The sequence below is a fragment of the Pedobacter sp. 05T44 genome (genome assembly GCF_056395985.1).
In genome coordinates, this window is record NZ_JBFTKO010000001.1 from 854,026 (window position 1) to 874,658 (window position 20,633).

A 20,633-nucleotide genomic window follows, 5' to 3' on the forward strand; every position below is an offset into this window, starting at 1 on the left:
TCCGCAAAAGGAGTAAATTGGCCTTTTAATGGTTTTTTTTATCTATTTGCAAGAATAAACCGATAACTTTATGAGAATATGAAATAATTAACATGGCACGAGCCGCATTTGAAGCATTAGACCCATATAATGATAATTCCTTTCTCCTTCGTGAATTCACGGAGTTTACTGCGCCTTATCATTTTCATCCGGAACATGAACTTACACTTATTGTAAAAGGTAAGGGTAATCGTTATGTTGGCAATCATATGGATGTATACAGCTGTGGGGATCTGGTTCTTATAGGCTCAAATCTTCCCCATTGCTGGAAAATTGAAAATAATGAAGAACAAGACAAGGATGTTGCATCGGTAGTTGTTCAATTTAACAATGATTTTTTAGGTACAGATTTCCTGGCCAAGCCAGAGCTATCTCAAATATTACATCTGCTGGAGAGAAGCAAGCATGGAATACAGTTTTTAAATAATACTGCAGAAGAAATAACCAAAAGATTAATTCTTTTGGCCAAACAACCAAATTCTTTTAAGCGACTTATAGAATTTTTAGAAATCTTATATACCCTCGCCATTTCCAAAGAATACAAATTACTCGACAAACAAGAAACAAAGGCGCATCAGTCAGCGAAACCAGAAAGAATCAATATAGTTCTGGGTTACATCATCGACAATTACAAGGATGAAATTTTGCTTGATCAGGCAGCCGCGTTGGTAAATATGACGCCAAACGCTTTTTGCAAGTACTACAAAAAGACCACAAAAAAAACTTTTATAGAAACAGTAACCGACTATCGGATAAATTACGCCATTCAACAACTTGTAAATTCAGATAAATCTATCTCCGACATCTGCTTTGAGAATGGCTTTGGCGACTTATCGCATTTCTATAAACTTTTTAAAAGAAAGATGAAGCTTAGTCCTTTAAAATACCGCAAGGAATTCAGGAAAGATATCGCCTAATTGATCTTCCCATTAGCAGCATCCGGAGTTTGTTTTAAATAAATACGATACAATTCGAAAAAAGTTGGTGCATCCAATAATTCAATTTTAGGATCAATACGCTTTAACTCATCAACCACTTTTACATACCATCCGGGATCTTTTAAAATATTGCGAAACCAATGAAACGGAACCGGCCGTTTCCCTATTCTATCAAGAATATGCTTTGCCGCTTCGGCAGGATCATCCTCATTAACATCATCATCAGCACGCAGCACAGGCATATTCCCATGTAAAGAAGTTAATGGGGTTTTCTGTGGAACTATTCCGTTAGGACTAAACTTAGCATACGCATCCAGTCCTTTTTTATTAAGCCCGGGCGCCTGGCCATCAATAATAAACCCGGTAATGCTTAAGTCCCACTTATCATAATAAGGTTTGTTGTGTGCTACCCAGGCATCAAGGCCATCCGGTAATGCAGAAATTGGTCTGGGCTGCTGCAACATTCCGGGCATTAAGTACCCCGCACCATTATCAGCTGCAGCGAAATAATCATTTTTTGTTGCCGATTCCCTCCTGTATTCCATTGCCATTGGCACTCGCTGCTGTAAAACCGGACTAATGCACCACATCAATGGAATTTTACCGCGCTCGGGACTATCCCATAAAGTAGGCGTAGTTTGAGACACCCATGAAGATGCATCGTAATCACCAACATAGAAAATAAAGAAATTACGCCCTTTAAAATTAACTTTTCCGTCCTCAGTTAAATAACCTCTTTGCTTCAGTTCAGCCTGGGTAACCCACTTTTGTTCATATTTCTTTTTAAGTGGATAATGCTGCCAGAAAGAGGCATTTGCCAGTGCTCCGAAACCAATAGCATCAGCGTCTTTAAACGCGTTATAGGCGCTTATCACAGCAGAATATTCCCATTCGGTCGGCACATCATCGTGACTACCACCGGCATGTTTAGTATATTTAAAAGCCCATGGAGGGAAACCCCCAAGATATGCATAATCCATGCCCTTATTATGCTGATAAGCAGTAAGCAGTAATTCTTTAAGTGTGTTTAGGTCTGTCCCTGTTTTCTGAGTAGGATCATCAGTTGCAGGCTCATCACCCCAAGGGCTCAGGTCAAAGAAAAACCCGCGTTTACTCACAAAAAAATCATGATTGGTAAGCGTATGATGGTTTGGTCCGGCAGCATGCGGATTCTTCATCCACTGCTGATCTACATAATATGCCCCATACTTTGTATTGGTTTTGCCAGCCTTTGTATATTTCTCCATAAACCACAAGTAAGCATCATTTTTTGCCGAACCTGTGGATAAGCGCTTAGTTCCGGGAATATTACCTGATCCTGTAAATAACGACGATCCATTTTTATTTAATAACCAGACCTTAACAGGTAATTTAGGGCCTTGTAATACAAGTTGTGTGTATAAACTATTTTTAGCAGGATCGTAACGAATGGCAATTACATCTTCTTGCCCCGCAACAGAAGAGGCAACATTACTGGTTGCTGCTACAGTTGGATCATAAACCACCACGCCTTTAATCGCTGACCGGTATGCTTTAACTAAACTAATAACATCCTTATAAACCACAGTATCTCTACTGTTTAACCATTTGTCTTTTTGGCGATATTTATTCCACCAGTACCTGTCAATGTCTATTGACCCATTCTTTACCAAGTAAATATACAGTCTTGGCGATTTGCGGTTCACTATTCCTTGCAGTGTTGAAACTGTATGCACATCATCCCAAGCTGTTTTTACATCTTCAGCGTTACTTAGATCTTTTTCTAAGGTATATCCTAAGTCAAACACACCTATTTTTAGTGATTGAGATTTTACATAGGGAGAGAGCAAAACAAACCACCCCCCAAGGAGCATACTACTGGCTAATTTAAAGGCTGTCATCAGTTGTGTGTTAAACAGTGAATATAAAGAAGTTTTTCAAATTCAGATCCGCCCCGTCTCTTTTAAGTAGCTATCAGTGATATAATTAATGTTGTTTTTACCAGCAAGATTTTAAAGGAAATTTTTGAAGGCAGCAGATGAAAGGCTTTTCTTATCGGAATTTCTGCTTGAAAAAATTAATTGAGATATAATCAAGAATAACCTATATATTTATTTTAAAGTCTCAAAAATATTACAATGTAATGTGTTTTTGACAAATATTGAGCTCAGCCACTAACCAAATAAATTAAAGCTTTATGCCAAAATTCTATATCCAAATTGTAATTCTTTTTCTTCTGTTTTCCTGTACTGGATCAAAAAAAGACAATACAATCTCTGTTGCTGAAAACCCGCTCTTTATCCTACTCGATTCTTCCAATACCAATGTCATGTTTAACAATGTGCTCAAAGAAGATCTTGAAAAAAAAATCGTMGGCTTCTATCAGGGTTTCTACAGCGGTGGTGGTGTAGCTGTTGGCGACCTCAACAATGACGGATTAGATGACATTTACTTCTCTGGCAATATGACCGGAGACAAGCTTTATCGCAATCTCGGTAACATGCGGTTTGCCGATATTACTGAAATTTCAGGCGTAGCTGGACGAACCCCGGGATGGAAAACCGGAGTCAACATGGTAGATGTAAACGGTGACGGGTACATGGATATTTATGTATGTTATGCGGGCAGAGAAGCGGGTCCGGACTCAAAAAACCAGCTCTTTATTAACCAGGGATTAAACAAAGACAGCATACCTACATTTAAAGATGAAGCCGAAGCTTACGGATTGGCTGATCCATCCTACAGTACACAATCAGTCTTCTTTGATTATGACCGTGATGGCGATCTGGATCTCTTTCTTGTAAATGATAATATTAAGGTACTTAGTAATCTGGATGACATTACGATCGAAGAATTAAAAAAACAGGATGATCCGCTTGCGAGCTCTAAACTGCTCAAAAATGAAAATGGACATTTCAAAGATGTAACCAAGCAAGCGGGAATAAATATGTCTACTTTATCGTATGGTCTTGGCGGGGGTGTTGGTGACATCAATGGCGACGGATGGCCTGATATATACCTGTCCAATGACTATGCCATTCCTGACCGAATGTACCTCAACAACGGAAATGGAACATTTACAGATAAACTGCAGAACAACCTGGATCACATTTCATTGTTTTCTATGGGTAACAACATTAGTGATGTCAATAACGATGGCCTTCAAGATATATTCACGCTCGATATGCTTCCTGAAGACAATAAACGCCAAAAGTTATTATCGGGACTGGATAACTATGAAGTATTTAACATCAATTTACGTAACGGTTTTTATTATCAATATATGCGGAATATGCTTCATATAAATAACGGCAACGGCACCTTCAGTGAAGTGGGACAGCTGGCGGGCATCTCCAATACAGACTGGAGCTGGGCGCCCTTGTTTGCTGATTATGATAATGATGGCTGGAAGGATCTTTTTATAACCAATGGTTTTATGCGCGATTTCACTAATATGGACGTGCTTAAATACAATGAGAACTATATGAGAAGCCTCAATGGTCAGGTTGAAGCAAAGGATTTGATCRCTTTACTTAAGAAAGTACCTTCTTCCGATGTAAAGAATTATATCTATAAAAATAATGGTGACCTTACCTTTACCAATAAAGGATTTGACTGGGGAATAAATATACCATCGAACAGTAATGGTGCAGCATACAGTGACCTCGATAATGATGGAGATCTAGATATTATAGTCAATAACATCAATAAGGCAGCTTTCCTCTATCGAAACCAGGGTAGCCCCACAATGCACTACTTAAAAGTAAAGCTAAAAGGTTCAGGTAAAAATACCAGTGGTCTTGGTGCTTTAGTAACTATATTTAATAAAGGACGCCAGCAATGCCTAGAGCAGATGCCATCCAAAGGTTACTTGTCCAGCGTATCTCAAAACCTGCATTTTGGTTTGGGCAAAGAAAAAATGGTTGATTCAGTCAGAATCGTATGGCTTAGCGGAAAGTACCAAGTCCTCACCAATGTTGTAGCAAACAAACAGCTGGTACTTATAGAAAGCGATGCCAAAGACACTTACCAGAGACCAAAGCCATCAAAACCCTTGTTCACCGAAATACCTTCACCAATTGCATCTGCACAGGTTAAGAATGAAATTAATGATTATAAGCGTCAGCCCCTCCTTGTCAATGCACAGTCCTTCACCGGACCATGTATGGCCAAGGGCGACGTGAATGGTGATGGGCTAAGTGATATATTCGTTGGCGGCGACATCAATCAAGCCAGCGCATTATTCATCCAGCAAAAAGGAGGGAAATTCATGAAGAACCAAAAACCCTTTCTAGCCGATACGGCAAGTGAATGCACAGATGCCATATTCTTTGATGCTAATGGAGATAGTCACCCAGATTTGTATGTAGTAAGTGGAGGGTATGGGAGCTTTAAAGACAATGACCCGCTATTTCAGGACAAACTTTATATCAATGATGGCAAAGGCAATTTTACTAAATCAATCAATTCACTTCCAGAAATGCACGTGAGCAAGAGTTGTGCAAGAGTGGGCGATTTTAACGGCGATGGCAGGCCGGATCTGTTTGTGGGGGGCCGTAGCACGACCTCCAAATATCCTGAAACACCAAGGAGCTTTTTGCTGATTAACGATGGAAAGGGTCACTTTTCTAATCAGATTAGAAAAATTGCACCTGATTTGGAGTACATTGGTATGGTTACGGATGCTGGTGTTCTAGACCTAAATAACGATAAGATACAAGACCTTATAGTAATAGGCGACTGGATGCCGGTCACCGCATTCATCAATGATAATGGTAAGCTAAAGAACAGGACAGATAAATATTTTGACAAACAATACAGCGGTTGGTGGAACACCCTGAAGGTTGAAGATCTTAATGGCGATGGCAGGCCGGACCTTGTAGTTGGCAATCTTGGACTTAACAGCCAGTGCCGGGTAAGCGACGACGAACCGGCAGAGATGGTCTACAAAGACTTTGACGATAACGGAGCCATGGACCCGATCCTATGCTTCTACATTATGGGCAAAAGTTATCCTTACCTGACCCGCGACGAGATTCTCGATCAAATGAGCATCATGCGAACACGCTTCCCTGATTATAAAAGTTATGCCGATGCAGGTCTAAATGAAGTTTTCACTGCAGAAGAGCTCAAGGGTTCAAAGATTTTAAAGGCCAATTACCTCAAAACGGTATATTTTGAAAACACCAGTGATGGAAGATTCAAAGAGAAACAATTGCCACTACAGGCACAGTTCGCCCCGGTTTATACCATCACCTGCCTAGACTACGACGGCGACGGGAATAAAGACTTGCTTTTATGTGGTAATATCAACCAGTCTCGCATTCGCTTTGGAAAATATGATGCCAACCACGGTGTAGTGCTAAAAGGCAATGGAAAAGGCACATTTAAATATGTTCCTGAACTGCAAAGTGGTCTTAGTCTAAAAGGCGATGTAAGAAGTACCCTTACCATAAACAATACGCTACTAATTGGAATTAACCAGCAGAAGCTAAGGGCATTCCGGTTTAATCAAAACTAGCCAGCGTTGCGTGTACAAAAAAGTTCATACTATCGGCAAGTTTACCTCGGTATTTCTAAAACAAGTGACAGTGAAATAATTAATGAAATTTTGACAAAAACAGGCAATCCTTTATCAACTGGGGATTGCCTGTTTAATTAGAAAATACAAATTATTACCCTTTTACAGCAAATGCACCTGGCTGATAATCTCCTGCCGGAGTACGAAAAGCAATATTAAGGCGATTGTAACTGTTAATTGTATTTACTGCTATTGTCAAGTCTATCAGTTCCTCTTCAGTAAACTGCTGTATTGCTTCATTATATACTTCATCAGAAACATCACCTCCTGTTATCCTTGTTACTGCCTCGGCCCACGCCAATGCAGCACGCTCACGCGCGGTATACAGCGGAGCATCACGCCATGCATTCAACACATACAGTCGTTGCTCGGTTTCACCTTCTATGCGCAAATCTTTTGAATGCATATCCAAGCAAAATGCACATCCATTAATTTGAGATACCCTAAAATAAATCAAGTTTAAAAGTTTCTTTTCAACCGGAGATTTAGCAAGATAACTCCCTAAACCATACATTGCTTTTATAGCATTCTGTCCTTTTGCGAATAAATTGATTCTTTGTTCCATTTTCTTTTGATCTAAATTGTAATACAATAGTTGTTTTATACCGCTATGACAATTGAGATTTCAGAAATAGGACATCAAATAAAAAATATTTTCTGTTTTTATTATCTATACCCTCCATTTAGAAGATTAGCAAAGAAAACTGCATTTAAAAACAGCCTGCTTGTTCCTAGCCAATAGCCACGATAAGTTGGGTCATCAGCAAACAAAACCACTTCACCGCTTCCACTTGCCGTGGCAATAATGGCCGCAGAATTGGCTACTTTACCAATATTTGTTTTTGATGAATACCCATTAATAAAGGGCTTACTGGTGTACTGGGCCACTGTAGCATATTTGTTTGCGCTAGGTAGTAACAAGGTAGGTCCATTTTTATTGATGAATAACTTTCTATCAGTTATACCAAATGCTATCGGATGTGAAATATCAAGATCTGCCTGAAAAATTGCACCGTTAATTCGTCTCGATCCCTCTACATCTTCTTGTCTGGCATAATCAAGCCTTTCTACTTCTGGTTTGGCAGGAGCATCTTTAGCCCCTCCCGCCGGCGCCTTCTCTTTTACTATTGCCTGAGATGATACCAAAGGAGTTTCTCCTCTTCTTGTGAAAGCCTCTGTTTCTGATAATCTTTCTTTTACAATTTCATTCTGTACAGCCCATGCTGTTGCATTTTGAAAAGTAATTAATGTTCCTCCTTCATTTACCCATGCCTTGATCTTACCTACTGTTTCTTTGTCCCATGCACTATAATTACCACCGGGTAAAACCAAGGTATTATAACGACCTAAAGATGCTCTTGAAAAACTAGCCAGATCAATTTTAGTAACCGGCAAATTAAGTTGTTGATTAAGCAGGAACCATACCTGTCCGGCTTCAGATGAAGTTACCCCTTGCCCAAAAGCTAAAGCTACTTCCGGTTTTCTTACTGCTTTAATATTGCTGCTACCAAGATCTATCCCTTCTGCACTAAATCCACTTGTAACAGATAAAATGTTGATATTAGTTTCTGCAGCTACAGTCTGTAATGCACTATACAGAGAATCAGCTGAAAGAGTTTGCCCTACTACCGGAACAACTAACGACCCATTTCCAAATGCCCGCTTACCAGAAGGAGTATTTGCAGAAAAACCTTTAAAGGCTGTTTTAACGAGCACATTTTTCAGCTGCAATTGATAAAGTGCTTTGCTAGCATTGTAATCGCTGTAGTTAATCAAGTAAGCATAAGGAGACTTTCCGCCTTCAACAGCACCCTTGCCAGGGATTAAAGCAGTAACCTGATTACCTTTTGCAATTGCCACATTTAGTTTAGCATATTTTAAACCATAAGCATGAATAATGCTCCATCCTGTATTGTCATAAAAAATACTGTCTTTTAAAACGTTCTCTTCAAAAATAGAGTGTACCAGTAAGAAATTTGGTTGGGCTGATGGCACCACATAAGCCTTTCCTTTTTCAAATGTTTTGCCATCATGAGTGGTGTTATCGGAGAGTTCATAAACATTGATATGATGCTGCAGCAACAGGCCTAAAAACTTTTGAGTTAAATTAACATCCTTACTATCACCAAAAACAAATGTCTTTGCCGGATTTTTCTGTCCTTGCTCCAGCGCATACTTAAAAAAATCCTTTTGAACTTTAAATAGGCCCGCTTTCTCCGCAACAGAACCTCTTATTGTTGAAAAACTTGTGGCCAGATGATTTCTGATAGTGAAAGCAAAAGTAAGTGGGCCGTTGCTCGACTCCTGTAAGATCCCCCTGGAGCTTGCCTGCTCAAATGTAGCTGCAACAGAACCAAAGAATTTAGGATATGTAGAACCATAAATTGGCGAAAGATTATCATAATTTTCTTTGGTAAAGTAGAACGACCCAATATCATCTAAAGCTTTAGCATGGTATTTAGCTAAAACAACATTAAAATCGTAAATAAATTGGGGTATTACCGGGCTCTCGTGGCGCTTCGGACTTGGTTCAAAATAATAAGTTGCGTTTGTTCCCTGTTCATGAAAATCAATTTGAACATTCGGATACCATTTATGAAAAAACACAAGGCGATTGCGGCTCTCAATCTGAACAAGATTTAACCAATCTCTGTTTAAATCTGTAAAATAATGATTGGTACGCCCATTTGGCCATGCTTCTTGATGTTCCTTATCTATTGGATCGCCAACAGCTGGAAACGAGTGATAAGCATTGTGCCAATTTGCGGCCCTGTCTCTTCCATCTGGATTCAATGCCGGATCTATAAAAATAACCGATTCATCTAACCATTTTTTCGTTTCTGCATCCTGGCTTGCCGCTAAATAATATCCGGCAAGTAAGCTTACCTCCGTACTAGAAGTCTCGTTACCATGTACACCATAACCTAGATGCACTATCACAGGTGCATTACTACTTAGCGCAGGTTTTKAAGGATCTACCTGGTTCAGGTGATCCTGCCTTATTTGTTCCAGATTAGTATAGTTTGCCGGAGAAGTTATAGTTACTATAATTTGCTCTCTTTGTTCATATGTTTTACCTATAGATTCAACATGAACACGATCACTTATTTTTGCCAGTTCTCTGAAATAATCGACCACCCTTTCATATCTGGTAAAGTAAGATCCAATCGGATAGCCAAGGTATTGTTCCGGACTAGGTACTTTAGCATCTAAAGCAGTTGCTTTAGGAAAGTAATAATTATTTTGGGCAAATGTGTGTTGAACCAGCAGCATTAAAAATACGATCAATATCTTACTGGATTTATAGATTATTTTCATCATTATTTAAGTTAATAGATTAATTAATATCCTGGATTTTGTGTTACATCTGGGTCTGATAAAACATCAGAATACGGAATTGGAAACAACCAGTAGTTCTTATTGGTTAAACCCAATACTACTCCTGCCCTTTCGGTTCTTACCAGATCAAACCATCGATGAGCTTCAAAAGCAAACTCAATCCCATTTTCGTCTTCGATAGCTTTAATAAGATCTGCTTGGGTTACCGCTGTCGTTTCTGGTACATCAGCTCTTTTTCTTATCGCATTTAAATCTCCGGCTGCCCCTGTCAAATTATTTTGCTGTGCCCTTGCTTCGGCACGTATCAGATACAATTCTGCAATTCGAATTAAATATGATGGATCAGTACTTGTAGATGTTGTATTATACAACACGCCATATACCGTAGCCCCGCTACCAGCTATTAAGGCGTTGCGGGTACCGCCTATTGCCGGATTATTTAATTTTGCCACTAATGCATCCGAAGGCTTTAAAGTAAACTGTCCTCCGGCCGAACTTGGATACCATAAATTCCAGTAGCTATTCCGGTCGTTAACTGAGTAAGCAAGCTCAAATACCGACTCGGCACTTTGAAAAGGTGCTGTAAAAAACGACTTATATGGTTTTACCAAAGAATACTTCGTATTATCTATAACCAGCGTAGCATACTTCTCTGCATCGGCCCATTGTTTCCTATATAAATGGAGTCTGGCTCTAAGTGCTCTTGCAGTACTTTTTTGTGCCCGGTTACGGGTTGTCGCATCCTCCGGAAGAAGCTCTTCAGCTTTAACCAGATCTGCTAAAACCTGATCATAAGTTTGATCCAGCGTACTACGCTTAATGCCTTTCAAAACGGTAAGATCTGTAGTTGGCTTTAATTGGAGCTGAATGCCACCCCAGCCTCTTGCAAGATCAAAGAAAGACAATGCGCGAATAAAGTAAGCCTCTCCAAGAATTTTATTCTTTTCTGCAGCGGTCAGCAATGGGTCTGCTACCCCCGGCACGTACGTAATTACACTATTAGCAGAATTTATTGTTTTATAAATATTCTGATAAGCCGCTACCGTAATTACATTATCTGTAGGAACTGCATTTTGATCTAACTGGAGGTATTCACTTAAGGTTCCATTAAAGATAACATTGTCTGTGGTGATGGTACCTAGCGTTGGGTAGTTCGAGGCATAGTATCCCTGAAGACGATCATATGTACCAATTACGGCTGCACGCGCGGTGCTTACATCAGTAATAGAACTTTCTGTTGGCAAAGAGTTATTTGGTACTTCTTCCAGGTATTTTTTGCAAGATGCTAAAAAGAAAATAACAGCAATGAGGACTGTATTTTTGATATATGTTGCTTTCATTTTTTCTAGATTTTAATCATTAAAAGGTTACGTTGGCACCGATCTGGAAAGTGCGGGGCTGAGGGACAGTTGCCCAATCATAACCTGCCGTATTCTGGTTATTACTTTGAGAACTTACTTCAGGATCCAGACCGCCATAATTGGTAAAGGTTAAAAGATTGGTAGCCTGAGCATATAATCTGATCCTGCTTATGTTAATCTTTTTCAAAACCGCAACTGGCAAAGTATATCCCAGGGTCAGGGTTTTTAATCTGATGAACGAACCATCTTCAAGATACCTGGAACTTAAGCTTGCTACATTCCCGCCATAATTATTGGCTGCACCTCCATTTTCAGTAGGATTCGAACTGTATGTAGTCAATCTTGGAATATCAGTGATATCCCCTTCCTTTTGCCAGCGATCTAACTGACGCGGTAAAAAGCCAATATTAGCCTGAGTTCCTCCATGAACCATGAAGAAATCATTCATATTCATAATCTTGTTACCTTGCTGAAAATAAACGAAGAAGCTCAGATCGAAGCTCTTATAGCTTAAATTATTGGTTAAACCTCCGGTATATTTTGGCAATGCATTGCCTACTATTTGTCTATCGGCAGAAGTGATCAGACCATCCTTATTTACATCTTCATAAACGGCATTACCCGTTTTAGGATCAACGTATAACTGTTTGTACAACTGGAAGGAATTAACCGAATGACCTTGTCTTAGAATTGAAATATTTCTGCCCGAAGCGCCTAAGCTGATATCTGAAGCAAGTTTTTCGATCTTATTATTGTTAAAAGAGATATTAAAATTGGTTGTCCATTTAAAATCTGTTGATGCCACATTCGTGGAATTGATGCCCAATTCAAATCCTTTATTACGTACCGAACCATAATTTTGCAGGTAGCTGGCAAAGCCTGAGCGGTAAGGAACAGGAACGTTTAATAACAAATCATAGGTATATTTATTATAGTAATCTGCCACAATGCTTAGCCTGTTCTTGAAAAACCCGAACTCGGCTCCAACATTAAACTGACGAGTAGTTTCCCAGGTAAGGTCTGGATTAGCAAGTTGCGAAGGGGATATTCCGGGTTGCTCCAGGTAATTTGCTCCTGACGACCATAAACCTTGTGCTGCATAGGAGCCAATTCCGTTTTGATTTCCAGAAAGCCCAAGACTGGCCCTAAGTTTTAATTCATCAAATACATTCAGATTTTTAATAAAATCTTCCTGCCCAGCACGCCATGCTACACCTCCAGAGGGGAAATATCCCCAACGTTTGTTTATCCCGAATTTTGAAGATCCATCGGCACGGATACTTCCATCAATTGTATACTTCCCATTATAGGTATAACTTACCTTACTAAAGAAAGATAACAGTTTGGATTCAGCTCTGGAAGAAGTACCGGAGCGAGTTGCTGCAACAGAGACAGAACGAAGGCTGTTTGCCGCAAAACCAGTTCCGGTAGCAGCTGTGCTTTCATTTAATACCGTATTTATGGTATTACCAACCAATGCATTAATATTGTGCTTACCATCTTCACCAAAAGATTTCACAAAATTCAATACCTGCTCATTAGTTAAAACAAGGTTCTTTGTTTCTGTTGATGAAGCTGAACCATTAGCGGCAATACCTGCACTGATTAGTGTACTAGAATAGCTGTTGTCATATTCACTGCTATTATCTAAACTCCAGCTACTGCGTAATTTAAGTCCTGGAACTATTGAATACTCACCATAAACATTGCCAATAGTACGCCACCCTACCGCTTTACTATCGAGGTTTTCTATTAATGCAAGATGATTGTCAAAGCTACCATACCTGGCATATGTACCATCCTCTTTAAATATTGGAAGGTATGATCTCGGAAATAATGCCGAATTGATAACTCCTTGAGGATTGTTGTCACTTCCGCTCAAGTTCCTGTTTGATCTGGTAAAGTTAATACTGGTACCAATCTTTAATCTGTCGGTTAAATAATTATCATAGTTTAACCTGGCCGAATAACGGGTATAGTCTGATGGTTTTACTATGGATTCCTGATCTAAGTAACCAAGCCCAACATAATAAGTGCTTTTATCTGTACCCCCTTGTGTAGATACCTCGTAATTTGAGGTACGGGCAGTACGAAACAGACCACTGATCCTATCATATGTCGGTTGGGTTTCTGGATTCGGAAAAGGCAAAACCACTGCAGAAAGATCTTCGCCTTTATCAATAGCGGTATTAATTCTGGATTCATTAGTCAACAAGGCTACTTCCGGCCCTGTAGCTACTTCAAACTTATTGATAGCAGTCGACCATCCCTGAAAAGAATTTAAATTTATCTTTGCACTAGTGTTTCGCTTTCCTCTTTTGGTTGTTACAATAATTACTCCATTTGCCCCTAATGAACCATATATTGCTGTTGCATTCGCATCCTTTAGAATTTGTATGTCTTCTATATCAGATGGATTCAAATCAGCGATTGGATTGGAAGCCTGCTGGTTACCTAATCCTGCGGAGATAGGATCAGAATTACTTATAAATACGCCATCAATTATATAAAGTGGATCTACAGAAGCATTGATCGAATTGTTTCCCCGAACTCTAAAGGTAATACCACCACCGGGTACGCCAGAATTTGAAGACACCTGTACGCCTGTAGCTTTCCCTTGTAACAGCTGATTAAATCCTCCCGATGGCTGATCCTGGACAACACTCCCACTAACACTGGTAATCGAGCTTGCTATATATTTACGTTCCTGAGAACTGTAACCCGTAACTACTATTTCATTTAGTTCACTAAGGTTTTCTTTTAAAAGGATTTCTACAGGGCTCCCTTTAGCAGTAATTTCCTGTTGTACAAACCCAATAAAACTTACTACAAGTGTGTACGGAAAGGTTTGTCCGGTTACAAAACTGAATTTACCATTCTCATCTGCGGCAACAGAATGAGTAGTCCCTTTTATTTTTATTACAGCACCCGGAAGGGGTTGTTTTGTTGTGGCATCTAACACAATACCATTTAATTTTGATTTAATTGTTGGTGCACCTACCTGTGCGGCTGCAACATGTGCCCATAATACACAAATGAGCAGGTATGCGCTTCTTTTATATAAATGCTTCATTTTAAAAGTTTAAAAAAGTAATGACATGCGAGTCCCCTTACCTCCTCTTTGAGTGGCATAATTGTGGAATCTAAAAATTTAAAGGTGATCGAAAATCTGCCTAAACAATCAGGCGAAATCCCCTAACAACAACGGCAACACTTGGAGAAGTTGCCCGAAAATAATGATGCTGATTGAAGCCTCACCATTGGAAAATAATGATCAGATTTAGAAGTACTGAGCGACTTGTTTTGAAGTAAAATTGCGTTCATGATTAAATAGTATATTAAATCTATAGAATTAATATACAAATAAAGCAATAAATCATAACATCCGCAATTTTTTATTTAAACTATAGGAACATTAACTAAGAAGAATTGAGATTTATACGCTAAAAGTGTAAAATTTCTGAACCACAACATTCTTTTTATCGTTTCCAGCACAATAATTGTTGTCTTAAATTTTTAATTCAGTATCTTACTTAATCCGAAATTTATGCACAAAAAACTACCAGTACCTTTATGGACCATCTTATCTCCAATCGTTGCCTGGCTAGCCTATTTTGGCAGTTCATTGGATCTGGGGATTTTCTATACATTCTTTCTTGCAGCCGTACTCATTGCCGCAGTACTTGCCGCAGTCCATCATGCTGAGGTTGTTGCTCATCGGGTTGGTGAACCCTTCGGCACTTTGCTGCTTGCACTGGCCATTACCGTTATCGAGGTTGCGCTGATCGTTTCTTTAATGTTAACAGGTGGCCCCGATACCGCGGCACTTGCCCGCGATACGGTTCTGGCCGCTGTAATGATTATTTTAACTGGAATTATTGGTCTGTGCCTACTTGTAGGGGGAGCCAAGTTTAAAGAACAGGTGTTTAGTTTACCAGGGGTAAGTGCGGCTGTGGTTACCCTTACAGCAATACTGGTACTCACGCTGATTCTTCCAAATTATACCACAAGCAAGGCAGGTCCTGAATACACCCCTATCCAACTCATTTTTGTAGCTGTGGTATGTCTGGTGTTGTATGGTGCTTTTGTAATGGTTCAAACCATCAGGCATCGCGATTTCTTTTTACCTCCCGATGCAGATGGCGACGAAGAGGTGCACGCTGAACCGCCAACCAATAAAGTTGCTCTTTTAAGTACTTTCTTATTGCTTTTATGCCTGGGTATTGTAGTATTGCTCGCAAAGGCTCTGGCACCCGATATAGAAAATGCGGTCATCAACTTTGGAGCACCAAAGTCATTGGTAGGGGTCATCATTGCCGCAGTAGTGTTACTGCCAGAGGGGCTTGCAGCCTATCGCGCAGCCAGAAAGAACCGTTTACAAACAAGTCTTAACCTGGCGTTAGGATCTGCACTGGCCAGTATCGGTTTAACCATTCCGGCTGTGGCAATCGTATCCATGGTAACAGGAATGACCATTACTTTAGGAATTGACATGAAGGCTACCGTATTACTCTTGCTGGCACAGTTTACAATCATGCTTTCGCTGGCTACGGGCAAAACTAATATCTTACAGGGAGTGGTTTTACTGGTCATATTTGCGGTCTATCTTTTCACGATAATAGCCCCATAATTTATTTAAATGGGTTACCTTTTTAGGGCAAGGGTATTAATTAATGAACAAAACTTGTATCTAAAACAAAATTATTATGAAAACCCTATTCAAATTTGGCTTTTTAGCTTTAGCAATATCTTTATCAGTTGCCGCTTGTACTTCAGAAAAAAAAGCAGATGCTACAGATTCTACAATGACTGATACTTCTATGACCACAATGGACACTACTGTAACTGATTCAGCTGCTATCGATACCGCTGTGAAGACGCAATAAAAAAATAAGTTCACTACCTAAGCAAAAGCGCCTGCTCATTAATTGAACAGGCGCTTTTGCTTTAATTTAAATATCCACTCAACTAATTTATACCGGACCTATTTTTTCTTTTTGGAGGATTTGGCCAGCGGATTAAACTCCAGGCAGAGACTCAGCCAATGCCTCAGCTCCTGCTGCTTCTCTACATCAGTATCATCTACATACACAAAGTCTTTCATGGTTCGTCCATTGTTGATCATCTGCCTGCAATTGCTATCTTCCAATTTTTCCTCTGCTTTGCTTGCTCCAATGCGGCATAATAAACCTGAACTGGTTACACATATACACATCTTTTCATCAACCATAAAGCAAATCCCGCTAAACATTGCTTTTTCTGTCACGTCATCCCGATCTTCAAGTAACTCGCGGACACGGTTCGCTAATCGTTCATTATAACTCATAAACTATTTTACGTTTAACTCAATGGTAAAAATACCATTCCTTTACCTAAATCACAACGGTGCACAGACATGTTAAACCGAATGAATAAACGAGGATGAATTAAAGAGTACGCAGATAAAGAAGACAAGCACTCCAAAAGAATTGAACTCACGGCTAAAGGAGAACACGTATCCGAGTATGATATTACCGGACTAAAAAAAATGCAATCCTGATCATGAACGGGTTCACTGCAGATGACAAAGACTTATGTATTCAATTGTTAAAAAATGTTGAAATAAAATTCTCAGCCCTATGGTAAAAACATAAAGGGAAAGTGTTTGATGAGATATACAAAGAAATCATGGATATGGTTTGGAAATGCCGCTCATTTATATTTACGCGAGACAAATGTATATCCCCCTTCAAATGAATTAATGGTTATCTTTTGATCACACAATAAATTCCTCAGTTGGTTATATTTGTTTATGGACTTACTGATCAAAACCATTCAAAATTATATTCCACTTTCATCAACCGATGAGGAAATTATACGAAAACTATTTCGCGAGCGAAAACTGAAAAAAGGCGAACATTTACTGGAAGCCGGCAATGTCTGCAGAAATATTATTTTCATTGAAAAGGGACTGGTGCGTTACTACAACAATAAGGACGGGGAAGAGCAAACCGGTTATTTTAACAAGGAGGGGGAATTTGTTTGTGACTACCCCAGCTTTTTACCACAGCAGCCATCATTAACGAACATACAAGCATTGGAAGAAACCACTGTTTATACCATTAGCCATGCCAATATGCAGTTGTTTTATCAGCAAGTAGAGCATGGCGAACGATTTGGGAGACTGGCCATTGAATATGTTTTTGTGAATGTGATCAACCAGATTACCTCACTCTACAATGATCCTGCGGAGCTACGCTATCAGCAGTTTCTTTCCAGGTTCCAGGATATCGGGCAGCGCATACCGCAATATTATATTGCCTCCTATATAGGCATCAAACCACCGTCTTTAAGCCGAATTCGAAAACGTATGGTGGAGTAGCATTAATTAACCTGGGTGAATGAACCCAGCCATTTCATTGGTGAACTTTGTGTTATTAAATACTAAATAACATGAAAACAAAAAATGAAATCACCAGCTGGGGTATCCGCTCAGTATCCTACTGGATGACCATGCTGATTGCCCTGGGCATTATCTTTGTAGGCATCCGGTTTATTGCCATTCCCCAGACCGCCGCACAGGCATTTGGCATCCCTTTTTCCAACACTCAGGACCTCGTTTTTGGAAGAATAAAAGGAATCCGCGATATCTTTTCGGGGATAGTACTTCTGCCATTACTTTTATTACGCATGAGGGTAGCAACCGCTTATGTTTTTACTGTCGCCATCATTATCCCTGCAACAGACTGCCTACTGGTCTTGTTGACCAATGGACTGGATGTTCCGCATATGCTAATCCATGGCTTAACAGCAGTCTACATGGCCTTAACCAGCTTTTTACTGTTCAGTGCTAAACAAAAAGCAACAATCTGATATGAATACACTAATTTTAATGCAGGGCTTACTCATCATGCATCTCAGCGGCCTCACGCTGCTAGCAGGAACCACCGTTGCGGATTATGTTACCTTCCGTACTTTTTCCAGCCAGTTTAAAACCCAGGGCAAACCCTCCGACAGCCTGCTAAACCTGATGTCGAGGCTTGCGATAGTTTTAGCAATAGGCGGCAGTTTACTACTGGTTTCCGGTGTAGGTCTGATGGCGGTTACCCATGGTGTTTTCATGCATCAATTGTGGTTCAAAATTAAACTAGCTCTTATTCTGGTACTTGTACTCAACGGCTTCCTGGTTGGAAATAGGCAGCTCGAAAAGTTAAAGAAGGGTGTAAAGCAAAGCACCGCCCCTACGGATCAAATGGTGAAAGACGCTTCATTTCGGTTGAATATTTTCTATCTGCTGCAGCTGGCGATATTCCTGTTTGTCATTATCCTGGCCGTTTTCAAGATTAACTAACACTGCAGATTGCAGGGAGTATTTGAGAATAGCGCTAAAACAAATACAGATGTCCGGATTTGCCGGGCTAGTTCTTGCGAATCACCAAGTGGGCAAGTGCAGGATCACCCATCATTCGCTGTACCTCGGACCGGACAATGTCCTGCACCTCCTGTTTGATCTGCAGATAATTCTTTTGGACCATACTAGAATTGACCGTTCTGATCACAGGGATAGGGACATAAGCCTTCTCTTCCTTATTCAGGGCATCGAAATCATTCTGTATCTTGCCATGAAAGGCCTTTAAAATAATTTTTTGATCCGGGATATCGGCAACCATACCTACGAATTCCCCGCTGGAAAGGGACGCAATTCTGGAGGCCGGAACGGCAAATTCCAGTTGCTTGCTTTTGCTGATGGAAGTATCTCCACTATTAATTGACATGCTTTGGCGGTCCTGCATGATCTTACCAATGCGTTCACTCAGCTGCTTGGCGGTATCCCCGGTCACCTGCCCGGCAATGATGTTGCCCACCGTACTCATGATCACGTCGGCCTGTTCCCGGCCGTAATCCTTACGCAGCTGGCTGGCATCCTGAATGCCCAGACACACCCCGATTTTATTACTCCTGCCAGTCGCAATGGTAGGAATGATATCGGTAGTCAGCGTTGGAAACTCATCGAAGATCAGCATGGATTTTAGCTTATTCTTCTGATTGATGATTTTTAGCAAGCGGTTAACGTACAAGGAAAGCACTGCCCCGTAGGTCTGGATCTTCTGTGGATTGTTTCCCATACAAATGACCTTCGGATGCTCGGGATTATTGATGTCCAGGCTAAAATCATTTCCGGACAGCACATAGTAAAGCTGAGGAGATGATAACCTGGCCAGGGCAATCTTAGCCGAAGCAATCTGCCCTTCGAGTTGCTCCATGACATCATTCAGGTAGGCATTTACAAATGGGTTAATCAAAACTTCTATTTCCTTCTCCAGACGCATTACCGTAAACAAACTGTCATAATCCAGCTGAATCAATTCAATGGCATGTGGCAAAGTACAATAGGCGCCGTTTTGGTATTTACGTAAAAACCAAATGATTGCAGTCACAAAATTAATTGGGGACTCCACAAAAAAATCTCCTTGCTTTTTCTGCCACTCCCGGTTCAGTCCCAACAGAATGGTACGGGCAGATTCTGAGGCGTCGGTGATGTCAACCATTCCCAGCGGATCAAATACGTTTCCCCGATGACATCGCGACAAGTCATCAAAATTGATAAAAATACATTCGGGTTTACCCTGATAACGGTCCTTATGCTTCAACCAATGGTTGTAGGCAATTAATGATAGATCTGGAAATTTGAAATCGTAGACCAGCATGGAATAAGGTGAAGCTTTAGCCAATGCCTGAGTGATGAATTCCCGGATACAAAAAGCCGACTTACCTGAACCAGGATTGCCCAGCACAATGGTCGCCCTTGCCGGGGAGATCACATTGATATAGCCCTTTCGCTCCTTCCCTTTCAACTTATATCTGGTGGGCAAATTAATGGAAAACTCATTCACCAAAAGGCGCTCTTCCTGCGGAAAGCTCTCCTGATCGCTATTGAAAATATCTCCGCTTAGTTTGTCTTTGATCACCCTGGAAAATAGTGTCGCACCAGTCAGGATCAGTAAATACCCTATGGAAGTCAACCCGATATACAGCGTAGCCCGCCAATGCAGACTCAGCTCGCACGCCAGAACCAGGGCGCTGAGAAAATACAGCAGCAGGCCGGTGAACAAATAGGCAAGGCCGGTTTTGGGACTTAATTTTTCATCCTTTCTGCCACTTACCCCCAGTAAAGAAATGAACAGAAAGCCCAAAGCAACAAGCTTGGATCTATGGAAATCGTCAAACAACCCAGAATGCGCGATATTGACCATTACCCGGTCAGTGAAAGCACTGACAAAGCCCCAAAAATCAAAAGCTAAGTAGCCATAATAATAAAAGTGTAAAAGCAGGATACTGATAGAAATGAATCTGGTCATATCCAAGATCTTTCTCATTGCCTGCTCATTCTCTCCTGTTTGCATTGCCATAATTCCT

14 protein-coding genes are annotated in these 20,633 nt (G+C 40.3%); 7 read left to right on the forward strand and 7 right to left on the reverse strand.

The genetic code is table 11. The features are described from left to right. Positions 1-92: 92 nt before the first annotated feature. Positions 93-956: an AraC family transcriptional regulator gene (locus tag AC1DDK_RS03465; protein WP_337715758.1), complete on the forward strand. Its 864-nt coding sequence runs from the start codon at positions 93-95 to the stop codon at positions 954-956. On the opposite strand, the gene AC1DDK_RS03470 is transcribed toward AC1DDK_RS03465, so the two are convergent. Next, the gene (locus AC1DDK_RS03470) at positions 953-2,857 is read right to left on the reverse strand and encodes a GxGYxYP domain-containing protein (RefSeq protein WP_337715760.1); all 1,905 of its coding nucleotides are present in this window, start codon (positions 2,855-2,857) and stop codon (positions 953-955) included. The two genes, AC1DDK_RS03465 and AC1DDK_RS03470, sit on opposite strands and share 4 nt — an antisense overlap. Positions 2,858-3,153: 296 nt before the next feature. Between AC1DDK_RS03470 and AC1DDK_RS03475 the strand changes: the two genes are divergently transcribed. After that, a complete protein-coding gene (locus tag AC1DDK_RS03475; RefSeq protein ID WP_477633842.1) occupies positions 3,154-6,477 on the forward strand; it encodes a VCBS repeat-containing protein in 3,324 nt (1,107 codons plus the stop codon). Between the two features lie 154 nt (positions 6,478-6,631). Here AC1DDK_RS03475 and AC1DDK_RS03480 read toward each other — a convergent pair whose 3' ends face one another. The 4 genes from AC1DDK_RS03480 to AC1DDK_RS03495 form a co-directional block, all read right to left on the reverse strand. Beyond that, positions 6,632-7,102 (reverse strand): carboxymuconolactone decarboxylase family protein, encoded by a 471-nt coding sequence (locus AC1DDK_RS03480; RefSeq protein WP_337715764.1) that lies wholly within the window; start codon positions 7,100-7,102, stop codon positions 6,632-6,634. A 101-nt stretch (positions 7,103-7,203) separates the two neighbouring features. Then, on the reverse strand, positions 7,204-9,858 hold the full coding sequence (locus AC1DDK_RS03485; protein ID WP_477633843.1) for a M14 family zinc carboxypeptidase: 2,655 nt from the start codon (positions 9,856-9,858) through the stop codon (positions 7,204-7,206). A gap of 20 nt (positions 9,859-9,878) precedes the next feature. Next, on the reverse strand, positions 9,879-11,216 hold the full coding sequence (locus AC1DDK_RS03490) for a RagB/SusD family nutrient uptake outer membrane protein (RefSeq protein ID WP_337715768.1): 1,338 nt from the start codon (positions 11,214-11,216) through the stop codon (positions 9,879-9,881). 19 nt (positions 11,217-11,235) lie between these two features. After that, complete coding sequence (locus AC1DDK_RS03495; protein WP_337715770.1) at positions 11,236-14,310, reverse strand: SusC/RagA family TonB-linked outer membrane protein; 3,075 nt, start codon at positions 14,308-14,310, stop codon at positions 11,236-11,238. Positions 14,311-14,784: 474 nt separating this feature from the next. Between AC1DDK_RS03495 and AC1DDK_RS03500 the strand changes: the two genes are divergently transcribed. Together AC1DDK_RS03500 and AC1DDK_RS03505 are read left to right on the forward strand one after the other, a co-directional pair. Further along, a complete protein-coding gene (locus AC1DDK_RS03500; protein ID WP_172660860.1) occupies positions 14,785-15,867 on the forward strand; it encodes a calcium:cation antiporter in 1,083 nt (360 codons plus the stop codon). Positions 15,868-15,943: 76 nt separating this feature from the next. Then, positions 15,944-16,123: a hypothetical protein gene (locus AC1DDK_RS03505; protein WP_172660861.1), complete on the forward strand. Its 180-nt coding sequence runs from the start codon at positions 15,944-15,946 to the stop codon at positions 16,121-16,123. 98 nt (positions 16,124-16,221) lie between these two features. Here the strand turns inward: AC1DDK_RS03505 and AC1DDK_RS03510 are convergent, their stop codons facing one another. Then, a complete protein-coding gene (locus AC1DDK_RS03510; protein ID WP_337715772.1) occupies positions 16,222-16,563 on the reverse strand; it encodes a TfoX/Sxy family protein in 342 nt (113 codons plus the stop codon). A 465-nt stretch (positions 16,564-17,028) separates the two neighbouring features. Between AC1DDK_RS03510 and AC1DDK_RS03515 the strand changes: the two genes are divergently transcribed. From AC1DDK_RS03515 to AC1DDK_RS03525, 3 genes are all read left to right on the forward strand, one after another. Then, on the forward strand, positions 17,029-17,598 hold the full coding sequence (locus tag AC1DDK_RS03515) for a Crp/Fnr family transcriptional regulator (RefSeq protein ID WP_337715774.1): 570 nt from the start codon (positions 17,029-17,031) through the stop codon (positions 17,596-17,598). A 71-nt stretch (positions 17,599-17,669) separates the two neighbouring features. After that, positions 17,670-18,089, forward strand: coding sequence for a DUF4267 domain-containing protein (locus AC1DDK_RS03520; RefSeq protein WP_337715776.1), 420 nt, complete (start codon positions 17,670-17,672; stop codon positions 18,087-18,089). Between the two features lies 1 nt (position 18,090). Beyond that, positions 18,091-18,567: a hypothetical protein gene (locus AC1DDK_RS03525; RefSeq protein WP_337715778.1), complete on the forward strand. Its 477-nt coding sequence runs from the start codon at positions 18,091-18,093 to the stop codon at positions 18,565-18,567. A gap of 67 nt (positions 18,568-18,634) precedes the next feature. On the opposite strand, the gene mobC is transcribed toward AC1DDK_RS03525, so the two are convergent. After that, a complete protein-coding gene (mobC, locus tag AC1DDK_RS03530; RefSeq protein ID WP_477611799.1) occupies positions 18,635-20,620 on the reverse strand; it encodes a conjugal transfer protein MobC in 1,986 nt (661 codons plus the stop codon). Positions 20,621-20,633 lie beyond the last annotated feature (13 nt).